Raw genomic sequence first — 16,316 nt, forward strand, 5'->3', positions numbered from 1 at the left:
GGTGCTCGAATGAACCCGTGAACTCCGAACAGCCCGAAGAAGCGGACGAAGCGGGCACAGACCGGTCCGAGACACGCGGCACCCCCGTCGGCCGCCGCGTCTTCCTCGGCACCCTCGGCCTGGGCGCGCTGGGCGTCGTCGCCGCGCCCACCCTGCAACGCGGCCTGGAGGCCTTCCTCGGCAGCGCCGCCGACAAGGACCCCACCGGCCTGACCGGCCTGCTCCCCAACGGCGGCGGCTTCCGCTACTACTCGGTCACGTCCTCCGTGCCCCGCAAGAACGCCGAGAACTACCGGCTCACCATCGACGGCCTGGTCGACCGCCCGAAGACCTACACGCTGGCCGACCTGCGAGCCCTGCCCCAGACCCGCATGGTCAAGGACGTCCAGTGCGTCACCGGCTGGCGGGTCCCCGACACCCCCTTCGAGGGGGTACGCCTGTCCCGGCTCCTGGACGCCGCGGGAGTGCGCCCCTCGGCCGGGGCGGTGCGTTTCACCTGCTTCGACGGCGCCTACTCCGAGAGCCTGACCCTCGACCAGGCCCGCCGCGCGGACGTCCTGGTCGCCCTGCGCATGCAGGACAAGGACCTCGGCCACTCCCACGGCGGCCCGGTCCGCCTCTACGTGGCCCCCATGTACTTCTACAAGTCCGCCAAGTGGCTCTCCGGCATCACCGTCACCGAGGACGTGAAGCCGGGCTACTGGGAGAACCGCGGCTACGACATCGACGCCTGGGTGGGCCGTTCGAACGGGCGGGACGATGACCCTACGAGCTGACACCCCGGTGACCACCCGGGTCCGCCGCTTCACCCGCGCCGAACGGTGGGTGCACCGCACCACGGCCGTCCTGATGGGCGTGTGCGTGGTGACGGCGGCCTGTCTGTACGTCCCGCAGCTCGCCGAACTCGTCGGCCGCCGCGAGCTGGTCGTCCGCGTCCACGAGTGGGCCGGCCTCGCCCTGCCCGTGCCGGTCCTGGCCGGTCTCGCCTCCCGCGCCTTCCGCACCGACCTGCGCTTCCTCAACCGTTTCGGCCCGCACGACCGCCTCTGGCTGCGTGCCGCCCTGCGCCGTGACAAGCGGCGCGCCTCCCGCCCGGCGGGCAAGTTCAACGCCGGTCAGAAGGTGTACGCGGCCTGGGTCGCCGGCGCCACCCTGGTCATGCTCGGCACCGGCCTGATCATGTGGTTCACCCACCTCACCCCGGTGATGTGGCGCACCAGCGCGACCTTCGTCCACGACTGGCTGGCACTGACCATCGGCATCGTCCTGGCCGGCCACATCGGGATGGCTCTGGGCGACCCGGAGGCGCGACGGGGGATGCGCACCGGCTCGGTGAGCCGGGAGTGGGCGGAGCGCGAACACCGGTTGTGGCGGCCCTAGACGCCGACCGGAAGCGGACAGCACCGGCCGGCGTCTTCGTCGGCGTCTTCGGAAAGTGCCCTCGGAACCTCAGACGCCGAAGTCCAGCAGCACCTTGCACGACCGGCTCCGGTCCGCGGCCAGGGCGAACGCCGTCTCCGCCTCCGTCACCGGCACCACCGAGCTGATCAGGGCGTCGAAGGCGGGCTCCGCGGCGAGCAGTTCCAGTGCCTCGTCGAACTCGCCGTCGAAGCGGAACGCGCCCCGCAGTTCGATCTCCCGGCTCACCACCAGGTTCCCCGCGAACGGACTCGGCCCCGGCGGCAGCATCCCGAGCTGCACGACGACCCCACCGCGCCGCACCCGACCCAGACACGTGTTCAGCCCGGCGGCCACCCCCGACGCCTCCACGGCGACGTCGGCCTCGGACGGCCGGCCGGGGTCGGACGGGGCGTCGGCCCGTACGACGGTGTCGGCGCCCGCGGCCCGGGCGTACCGCAGCGCCGCCGGGAGCAGGTCCGTCGCCGTCACGTGCGCGGCGCCCGCGGCCTTCGCCGCCGCGACCACGAGGCATCCGATGGGGCCCGCCCCGGTGACCAGGACGTGCCGGTCGCGCACGTCCCCGGCCCGCCGCACCGCGTGCAGCGCCACCGACAGCGGCTCCGCGAGCGCCGCGCGGCGCAGGCCGAGACCGGCCGGAAGCGGCCTCAACTGCTCGGCGGGGACGACCACCTGGGCCGCGAAGCCGCCCTGGACGTGCGGGAAGCGGGCCGCGCTGCCGAGGTAGCGGGTGTCCCGGCAGACGTTCCGCCGTCCGTCCGCACACTCCGGGCACACCCCGCAGGGACTGGCCGGGTGCACGGCAACGGCCGTACCGGCGACCGGACCTGACGTGCCGTCGCCGTAGGACACGACCGTCCCGACCACCTCGTGGCCCAGCAGCATCGGCTCCCGCAGCCGGAAGTCGCCGACCCCGCCGTGCCGCCAGTAGTGGAGGTCGGAGCCGCAGATCCCGCCGTAGCGGACGGCGACCAGCGCCTGCCCCGGACCGGGGGCGGGCACCTTCAGCTCATCGGCCCGCAGGTCGTCCTGACCGTGGATCACACAACCCAGCATCACAGTCCCCCACAGGTCACAGCACGCTCGTCATGCCGCCGTCGACATACAGCACCTGCCCGCCGACGAAGTTCGCGGCGGGCGAGGCCAGGAACAGCACCCCGCCCACCAGGTCCTCCGTACGGCCCCAGCGCCCGGCCGGGGTGCGTCGCCGCACCCACGCGCTGAACTCCTCGTCCTCGACGAGGGGCTGGGTCAGCTCGGTCTCGATGTAGCCGGGGCCGAGGCCGTTGACCTGGACGCCGCATGGCCCCCAGTCCGCGCACATGCCCTTGGTGAGCATCTTCAGCGCGCCCTTGGTGGCCGCGTAGGGCGCGATACCGGGCCGGGCCACCTCGCTCTGCAGCGAGCAGATGTTGATGATCTTGCCGTGGCCGCGTTCCGTCATCCGGCGCGCGGCTTCCCTGCCGACGAGGAACGCGCTGGTCAGGTTGGTGTCCAGGATCCGGTGCCAGTCCGATTCGGTGAACTCCAGGAGCGGGGCCCGCAGTTGCATGCCCGCGTTGTTGACGAGGATGTCGAGCGGGCCGACCCGTTCCTCCACGTCCGCGACCCCGGCCCGCACCGACGCCCCGTCGGTCACGTCGAACACGGCCGTGTGGACGTCTCCGGGCAATTCGGCGGCGGCCTTGGCCAGCCGGTCGCCGTCGCGCCCGTTGAGGACGACCCGGCAGCCGGCCTCCGCGAGCCCGCGGGCCAGCGCGAGGCCGATGCCCCGGCTGGAGCCGGTGACCAGGGCGGTTCGGCCGCTGATGTCGAACAGAGGGTGACTCATCCTCGTATCCCTAAATGATCAGCGAGAGGAGCAGGACGACGGCTCCGGCGACCACCGAGATGATCGTCTCCATGACGGACCAGGTCTTGAGGGTCTGACCGACCGTCAGGCCGAAGTACTCCTTCACCAGCCAGAACCCGGCGTCGTTGACATGGCTGAAGAACAGCGAGCCGGCGCCGATGGCCAGGACGAGCAGGGCCGTGTGGGTCGTCGACATGTCGGCCGCGAGCGGGGCGACCAGACCGGCCGCCGAGATCGTGGCCACAGTCGCCGAACCGGTCGCCAGCCGGATCGCCACCGCGATCAGCCAGGCCAGCAGCAGCGCCGGGATCGACCAGTCCTCGGAGATGTCCAGGATCATCTGGCCGACGCCGGAGTCGATCAGCGTCTGCTTGAAGCCGCCGCCCGCACCGACGATCAGCAGGATGCCGGCGATGGGCGCGAGGCCCTTCTCGACGAGCTGGGAGACCCGCTCCTTGGAGAACCCGGCGGGCCGCAGGAGCGTGAAGATGCCGACCAGCACGGCGGCGAGCAGGGCGATCAGCGGGGAGCCGATGACGTCGAAGGCGCGCTGCACGCTGTGCGTCGGGTCGTCGATGACGATGTCGACCAGTGCCTTGGAGAGCATCAGGACGACCGGCAGGAGGATCGTGGCGAGGGTGGCGCCGAAGCCGGGGGTCCGCTCCAGTTCCTCGGAGGCGCGCTGCGGGACCATCCGGTCCGGGGCGGGGACGTCCACCCAGCGGGCCGCGTACCGGGAGAACAGCGGACCGGCGATGATCACGGTCGGTATGGCGACCAGGACGCCGAGCGCCAGCGTGACGCCGAGGTTGGCCTGGACCGCGTCGATCGCGACGAGTGGACCGGGGTGCGGCGGGACCAGACCGTGCATCACGGACAGACCGGCGAGCGCCGGGATGCCGATCCGCATCAGCGAGTAGTTGCCCCGCTTGGCGACCATCAGCACGACCGGGATCAGCAGCACCACGCCGACCTCGAAGAACAGCGGCAGACCGATCACCGAGGCGATCAGCACCATCGCCCAGGGCATCGTGCGGCCGTTCGCCTTCGCGAGGATCGTGTCGACGATCTGGTCGGCGCCGCCCGAGTCGGCGAGCATCTTGCCGAGGATCGCGCCCAGCGCGATCAGCACGCCCACACCGGCGACCGTGGAGCCGAGCCCGGTGGTGAAGCTGGTGATGGTCTTGTCGAGCGGTGCCCCGGCGAACGCGCCGAGCGCCAGTGACCCGATCGTCAGCGACAGGAAGGCGTGGAGCTTGAACCTGGTGATGAGCAGAACGATGACTGCGATGCCCGCCAGTACGGCGATGCCCAGCTGAGCGTGGCCGGCCGAGGTGATCGGCTCGGGTGCGTCCGCTGCCAGCATCTCGACACTGAGTCTGGTCACGGGGGGAGTTCCCTTGCAGGTACGGGGATGGGGGGAGGGGTGTTACCGGGGTGCGTCGGGGAGGGGTGTCGCCGCGAGCGCGTCCAGCGCCCGGGCGGCTCGCTCGGTGATCTCCTCCGGGCTGCCTGACACGTCCACGGCGACTCCCGCCTCGTCCGCCTGGAGCGGCTGGAGCGTGGCGAACTGGGAGTCCAGCAGCGCGGTCGGCATGAAGTGACCCTGGCGGTGGGCCATCCGGTCCTCGATCAGCGACCGGTCGCCCGCGAGGTGCACGAACACGACGGTGGGAGCGGCGGCCCTGAGCCGGTCGCGGTACGACCGTTTCAGCGCCGAACAGCTGACCACTCCGCCGAGCCCGGCCCGACCGTGCGCCCAGTCACCGATGGCGTCGAGCCACGGCCACCGGTCCGCGTCCCCGAGCGGGGTGCCGGCCGACATCTTGTCGATGTTGGCCTGAGGGTGGAAGTCGTCGCCCTCGGCGTAGGGAACGCCCAGCCGGGCCGCGAGCAGGGGACCGATCGTGGTCTTGCCCGTGCCGGCGACGCCCATCACCACGACGACGTGAGGGGTACGCATCACTGCCTCGCTGTCTTCCTCGACATCCGACGCCGACATCTGACGTCGGCCACACTGAAACGCATTAGGTACGACGAATTCAAGAGCCTGTGACGAATAAGTCTGACTTTTTAGTCCTGTGACGTGCCCCGTACGCTGAGTGCATGAGCACATCGGGCCGCGGGCTGCACGGCCGTGTACTGGAGACACTCGGCCCCGCGATCACCGCGGGCGAGTACCCGCCGGGCAGTGTCCTGCGCACCGACGAGCTGGCACAGAGCTTCGACGTCTCACGTTCCGTGATGCGCGAGGCGGTCCGCGTCCTGGAGTCCATGCACCTCGTCGAGTCCCGCCGCCGCGTGGGCGTGACGGTCCGTCCCACGAAAGAGTGGAACGTCTACGACCCCCAGGTCATCCGCTGGCGCCTGGCCGGCGCCGACCGCCCCCGCCAGCTGCGCTCGCTCACGGTCCTGCGCTCCGCGGTCGAACCGATCGCCGCGGGCCTCGCCGCCAAGTACGCCACGGCCGACCAGTGCGCCGAACTCACCGAGTGCGCCCTGGGGATGGTGGCGCACTCACGAGGTCACCAGCTCGAGGGCTACCTGATCCACGACATCGCCTTCCACCGCGTCATCCTCAACGCCTCCGGCAACGAGATGTTCGCCCGTCTCGGTGACGTCGTCGCCGAGGTTTTGGCCGGCCGCACCCACCACGAGGTCATGTTCGAGGACCCCGCCCCGGCCGCCGTCACCCTGCACGTCCAGGTCGCCGAAGCGGTCAGAGCGGGCGACGCGACCCGCGCGGAGGCCCTGACCCGGGAGATCACCGTGGGCGCGCTGCAGGAACTGGACATCCTGGCGCCGTAGGCCTCGCCGGTCCCCCCGGGTCCGCGTCACTGGTCGAGGAACTCCCCGTCGACGTACACCCAGGCCCCGTCCACCCGCTCGAACCGGCTCCGCTCGTGCAGCGACCCGCCCCGGAACGAGGCGCGGAAGGTCACGGTCCCGGTGGTGTGGAACGCGGATCCGTCGCCCGTGCCGAGGATGTCCAGCCCGGTCCACCGCGTCCCCGGATCGAACTCGACCCGCGCGGGCCGCGTCCGCGGATGCCAGGTCCGCAGCAGATACGCCTCGTCCCGTTTCACGAAGGCGCTGTACCGCGACCGCATGAGCGCCTCCGCGGTGGGCGCCGCGGCGCCGGAGTGGTACCGGCCGCAGCACTGGTCGTACGCCTGAGGCAGCCCGCACGGGCAGGAACGCGTGGTCATGCCGGTCATTCTGCTAGACGGCAGCCCGTCGCTCGGGCATGGGCAGGGGCGGCAACGACGCCCCGTACACCCACGCCTCGAACAGCTCGTCCAGCGGCTCGGGCGCGAAGCGGGCCACGTGCGCGGTGAACGTCGTCGTGCTCACCGCACCGCCCCGGTGCAGCGAGACCCACCCGCGCAGCATCCGGAAGAAGTCGGGGTCGCCCATCGCGCACCGCACCGCGTGCAGGGTGAGGCCGCCGCGTTCGTAGAGGCGGTCGTCGAACATCGACTTGCGGCCGGGGTCCGACAGCCGAAGATCCTGGGGGAGGGAGGACAGCAGACGGTGGGCGGTCGCGGCGAGTTGGTGGGCCGTGCGGCCGCCCGAGCGCTCCGACCACAGCCACTCGGCGTACTTGGCGAACCCCTCGTTCAGCCAGATGTGCCGCCAGTCGGCGATGGACACGCTGTTGCCGAACCACTGGTGGGCCAGCTCGTGCGCGACCAGCCGCTCCGAACCCCGCGCCCCGTCCACGTGGTTGGCGCCGAACAGCGACAACCCCTGTGCCTCGACGGGGACGTCGAGTTCCTCCTCGGTCACCACGACCGCGTACTCGTCGAAGGGGTACGGCCCGAACAGCTCCTGGAACAGGTCCATCATCCGGGGCTGCCGCGCGAAGTCCCGGGAGAACTCGGGCAGCAGATGCGCCGGGATGTGCCCGTGCTGCGGGACGCCGCCAAGGCCCGGATCGCCCAGCAGCACCGTCTGGTACTTGCCGATGGACAGCCCGACCAGATAGCTGGACGTCGGCGCGGACTGCTCGTACACCCAGGTGGTCGTCGAGGCCTTCGTCGTGCGGGTCAGCAGACGCCCGCCCGCCACCACCGCGTACGCGGACGGCGTGGTGACCGAGATCTGGTACGACGCCTTGTCGGCGGGCCGGTCGTTGCACGGGTACCAGGACGGCGCCCCGACCGGCTGGCTCGCCACCAGTGCCCCGTCCGCCAGCTCCTCCCAGCCGAGCCCGCCCCAGGGGCTGGTCACCGGCCTGGGGTTGCCCGACCAGTGCACCTCCACCGTGAAGGCCGCCCCGGCGCGGAGCGGCTTCGCGGGGCGGACCCGCAGCCGCCCGCCCCGGTGGGTGTAGTGCGTCTGACGGCCGTCCACCCGGACCCGGCCGATCTTGAAGTCGGCGAGATTCAACACGAACTCCGCCAGCGGCGACCGTCCCGCTATGCCGTTGATCCGGGCCGTCCCGGACAGCCGGTTGGGGCCGGGGCGGTAGTCCAGCGCGAGCTCGTAGCGGTGCACCCGGTAACGGGGATCGCCGTTGGCCGGAAAGTACGGGTCCGGACCCACTGCCTGCTGAACGGTCACTGCTGCGTCTGCTCCCTGCGCTGTGCTCGGACGTCGTGCCGGTGCACCGTCCTCGTCAGGCCCCGACCCGGACGAGCCGCGCGGCGTCCTCAGGAACGCCATGACTCGATCGGATTGCCCAGCCAGCGGGTGTCGTCGGGAACGGACTCCGACGCCATCACCAGCGACGCCGGACCCAGAGTCGTACGGGCCCCGACCGTGCTGCCGGGCAGGACGATGCCGCCAGGACCCAGCGTCGCGCCCTCACGGAGGACCACAGTATCCGTCCGCAAGATCCGGTCGTGGAAGAGGTGCGTCTGGAGCACGCAGCCCCGGTTGACCGTCGCCGCGTCCTCCAGCGTCACCAGGTCCGTCTCGGGCAGCCAGTAGCTCTCCACCCACACGCCCCGCCCGATCCGTGCCCCGAGCCCGCGCAGCCACGCCGTCATCACCGGCGTACCCGGCACCGAACCGGCCAGCCACGGCACGGCCACGACCTCGACGAAGGTGTCCGCCAGCTCGTTGCGCCACACGAACCCGCTCCACAGCGGGTGCTCCCCGCTGCGGTGCCGCCCCACGAGTGCCCACTTCGCCACGACGGACAGCAGCCCCGCCGCGATCCCGGCCCCGAGCAGCACGAGCCCCGACAGCAGCGGCGCCCACGCACCCAGGGTGCTCAGCGCGCTCAGCGCCGCGACCGTCAGCACGGCGATCCCCGCCGAGCAGAACACCGGCACGATCCGGCACAGCTCCACCAGCCCGCGCGCCCACAGCAGCCGCGCCGGCGGATCGTACGTCCGGCTCTGGTCACCGCCCGCCGCCGAGCGGGGCAGCTTCACCGGCGGCAGCCCCAGATAGGAGCTGCCCTTCTTCGCCTTCTTCGGCGTCGCCGACAGCACACCCACCAGCCCGCCGTCCGGCACCGACCGGCCCGGCCCGGTCATCCCCGAGTTCCCGAGGAAGGCCCGCCGCCCGATCTCCGCCCGCCCGATCCGCATCCAGCCGCCGCCGAGCTCGTACGGCGCGGTCAGCGTGTCGTCGGCCAGGAACGCGCCCTCGCCGACCGTCGTCAGGCTCGGCAGCGCGAGCACCGTCGAGACCTCGGCACCGCGCCCGATCCGCATGCCGAGCAGCCGCAGCCACACCGGCGTGACCAGCCCGGCGTACAGCGGGAACAGCGTCTCGCGCGAGCGGTCCATCAGCTGCGTGACCGTCCAGGCCTGCCAGCCGATCCGGCTGTGGGTGGGGTGCGTGCCCTCACGCAGGCCAAGGCTCAGCAGTCGTACGGCGGTCAGGAGCAGCAGCGCGTACGCCAGCCCGAAGGCGAGCGTCGCCGGGACCAGGGCGAGCGCGGCACCCTTGAGCGCTTCTCCGAGCCCGGCGCCCGATTCCACGAACACGCGCGCCACCAGCAGTGCCACCAGGCCCGCCAGCACCGGCAGCAGCGTCAGTGCGAAGCCCGCCACGCCGTACAGGACGCGCCAGTACATGCCCCGCACCGGCCGTTCCTTCGGCCAGTTCCGCTTGGCCTTGCCGAGCTTGACCGCGGGAGCGCCCGCCCAGCGCTGCCCGGTCGGGATCTGACCGGTGACGGCCGAGCCGGGCGCCACCTCGGCGCGCTTGCCGACCCGGGCACCGGGAAAGAGCATGCTGCGCGTGCCGACGACGGCGTGCCCGCCGACCCTGACCGGGCCGATCTCCAGCCGGTCCCCGTCCAGCCACCAGCCGGACAGGTCCACCTCGGACTCCACGGCCGCGCCCCGCCCCAGCCTGAGCATGCCGGTGACCGGCGGCAGCGAGTGCAGGTCCACGTCAGGACCGACCTTGGCGCCGAGCGCCCGCGCGTACCGCTCCAGCCACGACCCGGTCAGCGAGCCCGCCCCGCTGAACTCGGCCAGCCGCTCGGCGGACCAGAGCCGAAGATGCACGCTGCCACCGCGCGGGTACCGCCCCGGCCGCACCCCCCTCAGCAGCAACCGGGCCCCGCCCGCCGCGAGCGCCAGCCGTCCCGGCGGGCTGAAGAACAGCAGCGCCCCGGCCCCGACGAGCCACCAAGGGGCGCTCGGCAGCCAGGAGTAGGCGGGCAGCAGGTTCCCGAGCGCGGCCAGCGCCACACTCCAGCGCAGCCCGAGCAGCGTGAACAGGGGGAGGAGCACCAGGAGCTGGACCACCTGGGCGCGGACCGGCACCGGAGCGACGGTCCGCTCGGCGCCGTCGTCCTGCGCCGACTTCTCCAGATGCCGCGCCAACTTCCGCAGCACGGGCTGCTGGTAGATGTCGAGGACGGCGGCGCTCGGGTAGCGGCTGCGCAGCCGCGTGGTCAGCTGGGCGGCGGCGAGGCTGCTGCCGCCGATCGCGAAGAAGTCGTCCCGCGCACTCGCCACGGGGATGCCGAGAACCTCGCTCCACTGCTCGGCGAGCCAGGCCTCGGTGCCGTACAGCTGCTCGGCCGGGCCACCGGTCGCCAGCCCCTCCAGCGGCCAGGGCAGGGCCTTGCGGTCGACCTTGCCGCTCGTCCGGGTCGGCAGGTCGTCGACCGGCGCGAGCAGCGGGACCAGCGCGGCCGGCAGCTCGGCGCGCAGCTTCTCCACGGCCGCCGCGTGGTCCCAGCCGTCCTGGGTGACGACATAGCCGACGAGGAGCTGGTTGCCGCTACGGGCGGTGCGCACAGCGGCGGCGGCCCCCGCCACCCCGGGCAGCGCCTGCAGGGCCGCGTCCACCTCACCGAGTTCGATGCGCCGCCCGCCGAGCTTGATCTGCTCGTCGGCCCGCCCGAGGAAGACCAGCCCCTCGGGCTCCGCCGTGACGAGGTCCCCGCTCCGGTACGCCCGCTCCCACCCCAGCGACTCCAGGGGCGCGTACTTCTCCGCGTCCTTCCCGGCGTCGAGATACCGCGCGAGCCCGACCCCGCCGATCACCAGCTGCCCCGTGCCGCCCATCGGCACGGGCTCCCCGGCCTCGTCCACGACGGCCAGCTCCCAGCCGTCCAGCGGCAGCCCGATCCTGATCGGCTCCGCACCGCTCATCAGCGACGCGCAGGCCACGACGGTCGCCTCGGTGGGCCCGTACGTGTTCCAGACCTCGCGCCCCTCCGTCACCAGCCGCTGCACCAGCTCCGGCGGGCAGGCCTCACCGCCGAAGATCAGCAGCCGTACGTCGTTCAGGTGCTCGGGCTCCCACAGCGAGGCCAGCGTCGGCACGGTCGACACCACGCTGATCTCCTGCTCGACCAGCCAGGGCCCGAGATCGGCACCGCTCCTGACCTGCGCACGCGGCACCGGCACCAGGCAGGCCCCGTACCGCCACGCCAGCCACATCTCCTCGCAGGACGCGTCGAACGCGACCGACAGCCCCGCCATGACCCGGTCCCCCGGCCCGATCGGATCCTCGGTGAGGAACAGCGCGGCCTCGGCGTCCACGAACGCGGCGGCGCTGCGATGGCTGACGGCGACGCCCTTGGGCTTCCCGGTGGACCCGGAGGTGAAGATGATCCAGGCGTCGTGCTCCGTGCCGGGCCGGGCCGCGGGAACGTCGCTCTCGGAGAACACGGTCAGCGCGTGCCCGCCCCCGACGACGGCCCGCACCTCAGCCTCCCCGAACACCAGCTCGGCCCGCTCGTCCGGGTCCTCGGCGTCCACGGGCACATAGGCGGCCCCGGCGGCCAGTACGGCGAGAATCGCGACGTACAGCTCGTTGGTGCCGGACGGCACCCGGACCCCCACCCGGTCGCCCAGCCCGACCCCGGCTCCGGCCAGCGCGCGCCGCAGCTGTTCCACCTCGGCGGCGAGCTGCCGGTAGGTGAGCCGTGTCGCCCCGTCGTCCAGGGCGACTTCGTCGGGATACGACCGTACGGACGCGTCGAAGACGTCGACGAGCGTGCGCGGCGAGGCCGCCGGCCCACCGGAGAAACGTGCCCTGTCGCCGAACCGTTCGCGGATCTCTTCGTCCAGACCGAGAGCACTGCTCTCGTGTATGGCTGCCATCGGGCCCTCGCGTCTCGATCCCGGAAATCCGGGGTGCTGGCGGGTCCGCAGGTCTGCCTGGGGTTGTCCGGATCCAGCTCCGTTCCGTAACAAGCCGGAAATTTTAGTACGAGGGTAGGCTCGGCCCCTTCTGTCGGCCACTTCGGAACGGCCTTCCGGGGGTCGCCCGGGCGGGTCCGGGGGCGCTGACCTGGTGATCTTCGGACCGAGGAGAGATGGCCCACACAACGAGCGAGGGCCGCGATCCAGTGATCGCGACCCTCGCTCATCTCGTGTGTCCGAGGGGGGACTTGAACCCCCACGCCCGATAAAGGGCACTAGCACCTCAAGCTAGCGCGTCTGCCATTCCGCCACCCGGACAAGGTGCCTGTCGTGCGGGGTTTCCCTCGCGGCGACGGAGGAAACATTACCAGGCTTTTCGAGTGCCCCCGGGGCACCCCCGTCGCCCCCCGACGCACCCCCGGCCGGGCGTGAACGACGTGTGACGGGCCGGGACCGGTCTTGGGGTGCGCGCCGTGGGAGGAGGAGGATGCGGGGGGAACCACCAGCAGCGAAGGCGTGGGAGGAAGCAGCGTGAGCGAGTCGGACACGGCCAGGGGCGTCACCGGCGAGGACGAGGTCGTGGACCTCTGCCGCGAGCTGATCCAGATCGACACCAGCAACTACGGGGACAACTCGGGCCCGGGGGAGCGCAAGGCGGCCGAGTACGTCGCCGAGAAGCTCGCCGAGGTGGGACTCGAACCGCGGATCTTCGAGTCCCACCCGGGCCGCGCGTCCACCGTGGCCCGCATCGAGGGCGCGGACCCGTCCCGGCCCGCGCTGCTCATCCACGGCCACACCGACGTCGTACCGGCCAACGCGGCCGACTGGACCCACCACCCCTTCTCCGGCGAGGTCGCGGACGGGTGCGTGTGGGGCCGCGGGGCCGTCGACATGAAGGACATGGACGCGATGACCCTCGCGGTCGTACGGGACCGGCTGCGCAGCGGCCGCAAGCCGCCCCGGGACATCGTCCTCGCGTTCCTCGCGGACGAGGAGGCGGGCGGCACGTACGGTGCCAAGCACCTCGTCAAGAACCATCCCGATCTCTTCGAGGGCGTCACCGAGGCGATCAGCGAGGTGGGCGGGTTCTCGTTCACGGTGAGCGAGGAGCGGCGGCTCTATCTGATCCAGACGGCCGAGAAGGGCATGCACTGGATGAAGCTGACCGTGGCCGGCACGGCGGGCCACGGATCGATGATCCACCGGGACAACGCCATCACCGAGCTGTCGGAGGCGGTCGCGCGGATCGGGCGGCACACGTTCCCGGTGCGGGTCACCAAGACCACCCGGGCCTTCCTCGACGAACTCGGCGACGCGCTCGGCGTCGAGCTCGACGCCGAGGACATGGAGTCGACGCTCGCCCGGCTCGGCGGCATCGCCAAGCTGATCGGCGCGACCCTGAGCAACACGGCCAACCCCACGCAGCTCGGCGCCGGCTACAAGGTCAACGTCATTCCGGGGGAGGCCACCGCGCACGTCGACGGGCGGTTCCTGCCGGGCCACGAGGAGGAGTTCCTCGCCGACCTCGACCGGATCCTCGGGCCGAAGGTGCGGCGCGAGGACGTGCACGCGGACAAGGCAGTCGAGACCACCTTCGACGGGGCGCTGGTGGCGGCGATGCAGTCGGCGCTGGTCGCCGAGGACCCGGCCGCGAAGGCGATTCCCTACATGCTCTCCGGCGGGACCGACGCCAAGTCCTTCGACGACCTCGGCATCCGGGGCTTCGGCTTCGCCCCGCTCAAGCTGCCGCCGGAGCTGGACTTCGCCGGGATGTTCCACGGTGTCGACGAGCGGGTGCCGGTGGACGGGCTGCAGTTCGGCGTACGGGTGCTCGACCGGTTCATCGATGCGTCCTGAATTGCCTCACTGAAACGACACTTCAGTATTCGCTCGGGCGTGCGAAATTTACTGGGAAGAGTGAATGCGACGATAAGCTCGTAGCTCCATTACTCCCTCCTCGTTACTGGTGATGCGATCCGCTACTTGGGATCGCATTGCCAACAAGGAGAGAATAATGATCAAGAAGATCGTCGCCGCTGCCGTTGCCACGGGTGGTCTGGTTCTCGCGGGCGCGGGCATGGCCGTCGCCGACTCGGGCGCCCAGGGTGCGGCCGTGCACTCCCCGGGTGTCCTTTCCGGCAACGTCGTCCAGGTTCCCGTTCACATCCCCGTGAACGTCTGCGGCAACACGGTCTCCGTGATCGGGCTGCTGAACCCCGCCTTCGGCAACACCTGCGTCAACAACTGACGTTGTGCCTCGCCCCGTGAGGGGCTGAGCCCGTCGGCCTCGGAGTGCGCGCCATGCGCTCCGGGGCCGACCGGCCTTTTCGGAACGATTCTTTTCGAACGGTGAGAACGCGCACGTCGGAACTCGAATGCCCGAACCGGACTTCGAGAACTTGATGACCGCGGACTCGACCGTCGAGAATGCGAACTTCCAGAATTCGGGACAAGGTCGAAAGCAGGGATTCAGCGATGCGACAGGTCACCCGCAAAGGCCTGATGACCATGGCCGCCGCCACCGGCGTGATCGCCGCGACCGGTGGCGCGGCGCACGCGGACTCGGGCGCGAGCGGTGCGAGCACGAACTCGCCCGGCGTGCTGTCGGGCAACTCGGTGCAGGCGCCGGTGCACGCGCCGGTGAACGTCTGCGGCAACACGGTCAATGTCGTCGGGCTTCTCAACCCGGCGATGGGCAACAAGTGCGTCAACACCGGTGTCGAGAGCGGCGGCGGCAGCGGCTCGTCCGGTGGGCACGCCGACTCCGGCGGGCACGGCGGACACGGCGGACACGCCGGCTCCGGCGGCTCGGACGCGGGCGGGCACACCGGCGGTTCGCCCGGTGTCGGCTCCGGCAACCACGTCGAGGTGCCGATCGACGCACCGGTGAACGTCTGCGGCAACAGCGTCGACGTCATCGGCATCGGCAACTCCACCACGGCCAACGACTGTGCCAACGGGGGCGGTTCCGGCGGGACCGTGCCTCAGGGGAGCGGTCAGGAGACGCCGCCCGGCGGCTCCGGACAGCCGGGCAACCCGGTGGAGCAGGGTCGCCCCGGCGCCCCGAACACGCTGCCCGGCTCGGGCGACGAGGCGCCGGGCGGCTCCTCGCACGCCAACCAGCCCGCGGCGCAGTTCCTCACCCAGCCGCGAGCCGCCGCCCAGCTCGCGGACACCGGCAGTGACCTGCCGATGGGCCTCGCGCTCCCCGCGGGCGCGGGCGCGCTGCTGGCGGGCGCGCTGCTCTACCGCAAGGCGCGCGCCTCGGCATAGACCGGGGCGGGGGGTGCAAAGCACCACGAACATCCCCGGCGGTGCGTACAACGGAGCGGGCCCGGTCTCGGTGGGCCCGCTCCGTTTCCGTCACCTCACATCACCACGTGGCGCGAACCTGGCGGATGATCCGCCGGCGCAGCCGCACTCTGCGGCTGCCGTCGCGCAGCAGGCTCAGGCGGTCCAACTCCCAGTGTCCGTACTCGGCATGGTCCGTCAGCAGACGTGTGGCGTCTTTGCGGGAGACCCCGCGCGGTACGTACACGTCGACAAATTCGTATTCCGGCATCGCATCTATTGTGCGGTCTGGGGTCGGGTACGGATAGCGTCTGCACTATGTCTGATGCTGCGCAGCCCACCGCTGCCGAGGTACGCGCCGCCGCCGAGGCGGTCAAGACCGCGCTCGACCGCCACCTGGCCGCGGTCGAACGCCGGTCGGGTGAGGACGACCCGGCCGTCTACGAGGCGTTCAACCAGCTGGCCGCCGCCGCGGAGGCGTACGACGAACTGCTCTACGACCGCTATGACGAGGTCACGCCCTTCGAGATCCCCGGCGCGGACGACTCGCTGCCGCCGTACATCGGCCCCGAGGAGCCGAACGCCCTCAGTGTGCTGATCCGCCGCGACTACACCGTGGTGGAGCCCCAGCGGCTGCTGGCGCAGGCCGAGCGGGTCGAGGCGGCGGACTACGACGAGAGCGGGGAAGCCTCCGGCACGGTGCACGGGGCGCTCGGCATCCTGTTCGGCGAGTTCGAGGCGGACGAGATCGCCTCCCGGCACAAGGACTTCGGTCTGGAGGAGGGCGACTCCACCCTCTGGGTGACGGCGGCGGACGAGACGGCCGTGCCCGGCGAGTGGCTGGAGGCGCCGTTCGAGCAGGTCGACCCGCAGCGGGTGGTGTGCCGCTTCGACGTCAGCGCGGTCTTCGACGACGACGCGGATGACATCGACGACGAAGACGACGACGAGGACGACGGGGACGACGGTGCCGTGGAAGACGTCGCCGAGATCGACGAAGCGGCCGGGGACGGGGATCTGGAGCGGCTGGACGCGGATCGCTCAGCGGGCCGCTGAGCGCCCCCTCGCCGCGAGACCGTCCGTGACCACGGCGGGGGGGGGGGGGGGGGGGGGGGGGGTTTCCCGCGGCAACCACCGGGGTGTTCCCGTGGGGTGGGGGGTGAAAGGACCTCGAGACTCCGCGG

15 protein-coding genes and 1 tRNA gene are annotated in these 16,316 nt (G+C 71.7%); 7 read left to right on the plus strand and 9 right to left on the minus strand.

The window, feature by feature from the left end; translation table 11 throughout:
* Positions 1-17: 17 nt before the first annotated feature.
* Positions 18-776: a molybdopterin-dependent oxidoreductase gene (locus ACZ5XS_RS21905; protein ID WP_468653724.1), complete on the plus strand. Its 759-nt coding sequence runs from the start codon at positions 18-20 to the stop codon at positions 774-776.
* Entirely contained in the window at positions 760-1,380 is a 621-nt protein-coding gene (locus tag ACZ5XS_RS21910; RefSeq protein ID WP_468653726.1) for a cytochrome b/b6 domain-containing protein, read from the plus strand. The genes ACZ5XS_RS21905 and ACZ5XS_RS21910 overlap by 17 nt, the downstream gene beginning before the upstream one ends.
* Before the next feature lie 69 nt (positions 1,381-1,449).
* Here the strand turns inward: ACZ5XS_RS21910 and ACZ5XS_RS21915 are convergent, their stop codons facing one another.
* The 4 genes from ACZ5XS_RS21915 to ACZ5XS_RS21930 are packed head-to-tail and all read right to left on the minus strand — an operon-like array spanning position 1,450 to position 5,234.
* Positions 1,450-2,475: an L-idonate 5-dehydrogenase gene (locus ACZ5XS_RS21915; protein WP_468653728.1), complete on the minus strand. Its 1,026-nt coding sequence runs from the start codon at positions 2,473-2,475 to the stop codon at positions 1,450-1,452.
* Between the two features lie 16 nt (positions 2,476-2,491).
* Positions 2,492-3,250: a glucose 1-dehydrogenase gene (locus ACZ5XS_RS21920; protein ID WP_468653729.1), complete on the minus strand. Its 759-nt coding sequence runs from the start codon at positions 3,248-3,250 to the stop codon at positions 2,492-2,494.
* A 10-nt stretch (positions 3,251-3,260) separates the two neighbouring features.
* On the minus strand, positions 3,261-4,658 hold the full coding sequence (locus ACZ5XS_RS21925) for a GntP family permease (protein ID WP_468653731.1): 1,398 nt from the start codon (positions 4,656-4,658) through the stop codon (positions 3,261-3,263).
* Between the two features lie 42 nt (positions 4,659-4,700).
* Positions 4,701-5,234, minus strand: coding sequence for a gluconokinase (locus tag ACZ5XS_RS21930; RefSeq protein WP_468653733.1), 534 nt, complete (start codon positions 5,232-5,234; stop codon positions 4,701-4,703).
* Between the two features lie 143 nt (positions 5,235-5,377).
* On the opposite strand from ACZ5XS_RS21930, the gene ACZ5XS_RS21935 reads away from it, so the two are divergent.
* A complete protein-coding gene (locus tag ACZ5XS_RS21935; protein ID WP_468653735.1) occupies positions 5,378-6,079 on the plus strand; it encodes a FadR/GntR family transcriptional regulator in 702 nt (233 codons plus the stop codon).
* Between the two features lie 26 nt (positions 6,080-6,105).
* Here the strand turns inward: ACZ5XS_RS21935 and ACZ5XS_RS21940 are convergent, their stop codons facing one another.
* The 4 genes from ACZ5XS_RS21940 to ACZ5XS_RS21955 all read right to left on the minus strand — a co-directional run bounded on the left by ACZ5XS_RS21940 (position 6,106) and on the right by ACZ5XS_RS21955 (position 12,159).
* Positions 6,106-6,489: a YchJ family protein gene (locus ACZ5XS_RS21940; protein ID WP_468653737.1), complete on the minus strand. Its 384-nt coding sequence runs from the start codon at positions 6,487-6,489 to the stop codon at positions 6,106-6,108.
* A gap of 4 nt (positions 6,490-6,493) precedes the next feature.
* Positions 6,494-7,837, minus strand: coding sequence for a M1 family metallopeptidase (locus tag ACZ5XS_RS21945; protein ID WP_468653739.1), 1,344 nt, complete (start codon positions 7,835-7,837; stop codon positions 6,494-6,496).
* Positions 7,838-7,926: 89 nt separating this feature from the next.
* Entirely contained in the window at positions 7,927-11,799 is a 3,873-nt protein-coding gene (locus ACZ5XS_RS21950; protein WP_468653741.1) for a Pls/PosA family non-ribosomal peptide synthetase, read from the minus strand.
* 275 nt (positions 11,800-12,074) lie between these two features.
* A tRNA-Leu gene (locus ACZ5XS_RS21955) sits at positions 12,075-12,159 on the minus strand.
* Between the two features lie 213 nt (positions 12,160-12,372).
* Here ACZ5XS_RS21955 and ACZ5XS_RS21960 point away from each other — a divergent pair.
* The 3 genes from ACZ5XS_RS21960 (at position 12,373) to ACZ5XS_RS21970 (ending at position 15,114) form a co-directional block, all read left to right on the plus strand.
* The gene (locus tag ACZ5XS_RS21960) at positions 12,373-13,698 is read left to right on the plus strand and encodes a M20/M25/M40 family metallo-hydrolase (RefSeq protein WP_468653743.1); all 1,326 of its coding nucleotides are present in this window, start codon (positions 12,373-12,375) and stop codon (positions 13,696-13,698) included.
* Positions 13,699-13,855: 157 nt separating this feature from the next.
* The gene (gene chpH / locus ACZ5XS_RS21965; protein ID WP_468653745.1) at positions 13,856-14,089 is read left to right on the plus strand and encodes a chaplin ChpH; all 234 of its coding nucleotides are present in this window, start codon (positions 13,856-13,858) and stop codon (positions 14,087-14,089) included.
* A 227-nt stretch (positions 14,090-14,316) separates the two neighbouring features.
* A complete protein-coding gene (locus ACZ5XS_RS21970; RefSeq protein WP_468653747.1) occupies positions 14,317-15,114 on the plus strand; it encodes a chaplin in 798 nt (265 codons plus the stop codon).
* A 100-nt stretch (positions 15,115-15,214) separates the two neighbouring features.
* Here the strand turns inward: ACZ5XS_RS21970 and ACZ5XS_RS21975 are convergent, their stop codons facing one another.
* Positions 15,215-15,403: a DUF5703 family protein gene (locus ACZ5XS_RS21975; protein ID WP_005485166.1), complete on the minus strand. Its 189-nt coding sequence runs from the start codon at positions 15,401-15,403 to the stop codon at positions 15,215-15,217.
* A 47-nt stretch (positions 15,404-15,450) separates the two neighbouring features.
* Here ACZ5XS_RS21975 and ACZ5XS_RS21980 point away from each other — a divergent pair, with 47 nt between their 5' ends.
* Complete coding sequence (locus tag ACZ5XS_RS21980; protein ID WP_468653748.1) at positions 15,451-16,188, plus strand: hypothetical protein; 738 nt, start codon at positions 15,451-15,453, stop codon at positions 16,186-16,188.
* The last annotated feature ends 128 nt before the right edge of the window (positions 16,189-16,316 follow it).

Source organism: Streptomyces sp. NPDC033131, assembly GCF_055578365.1.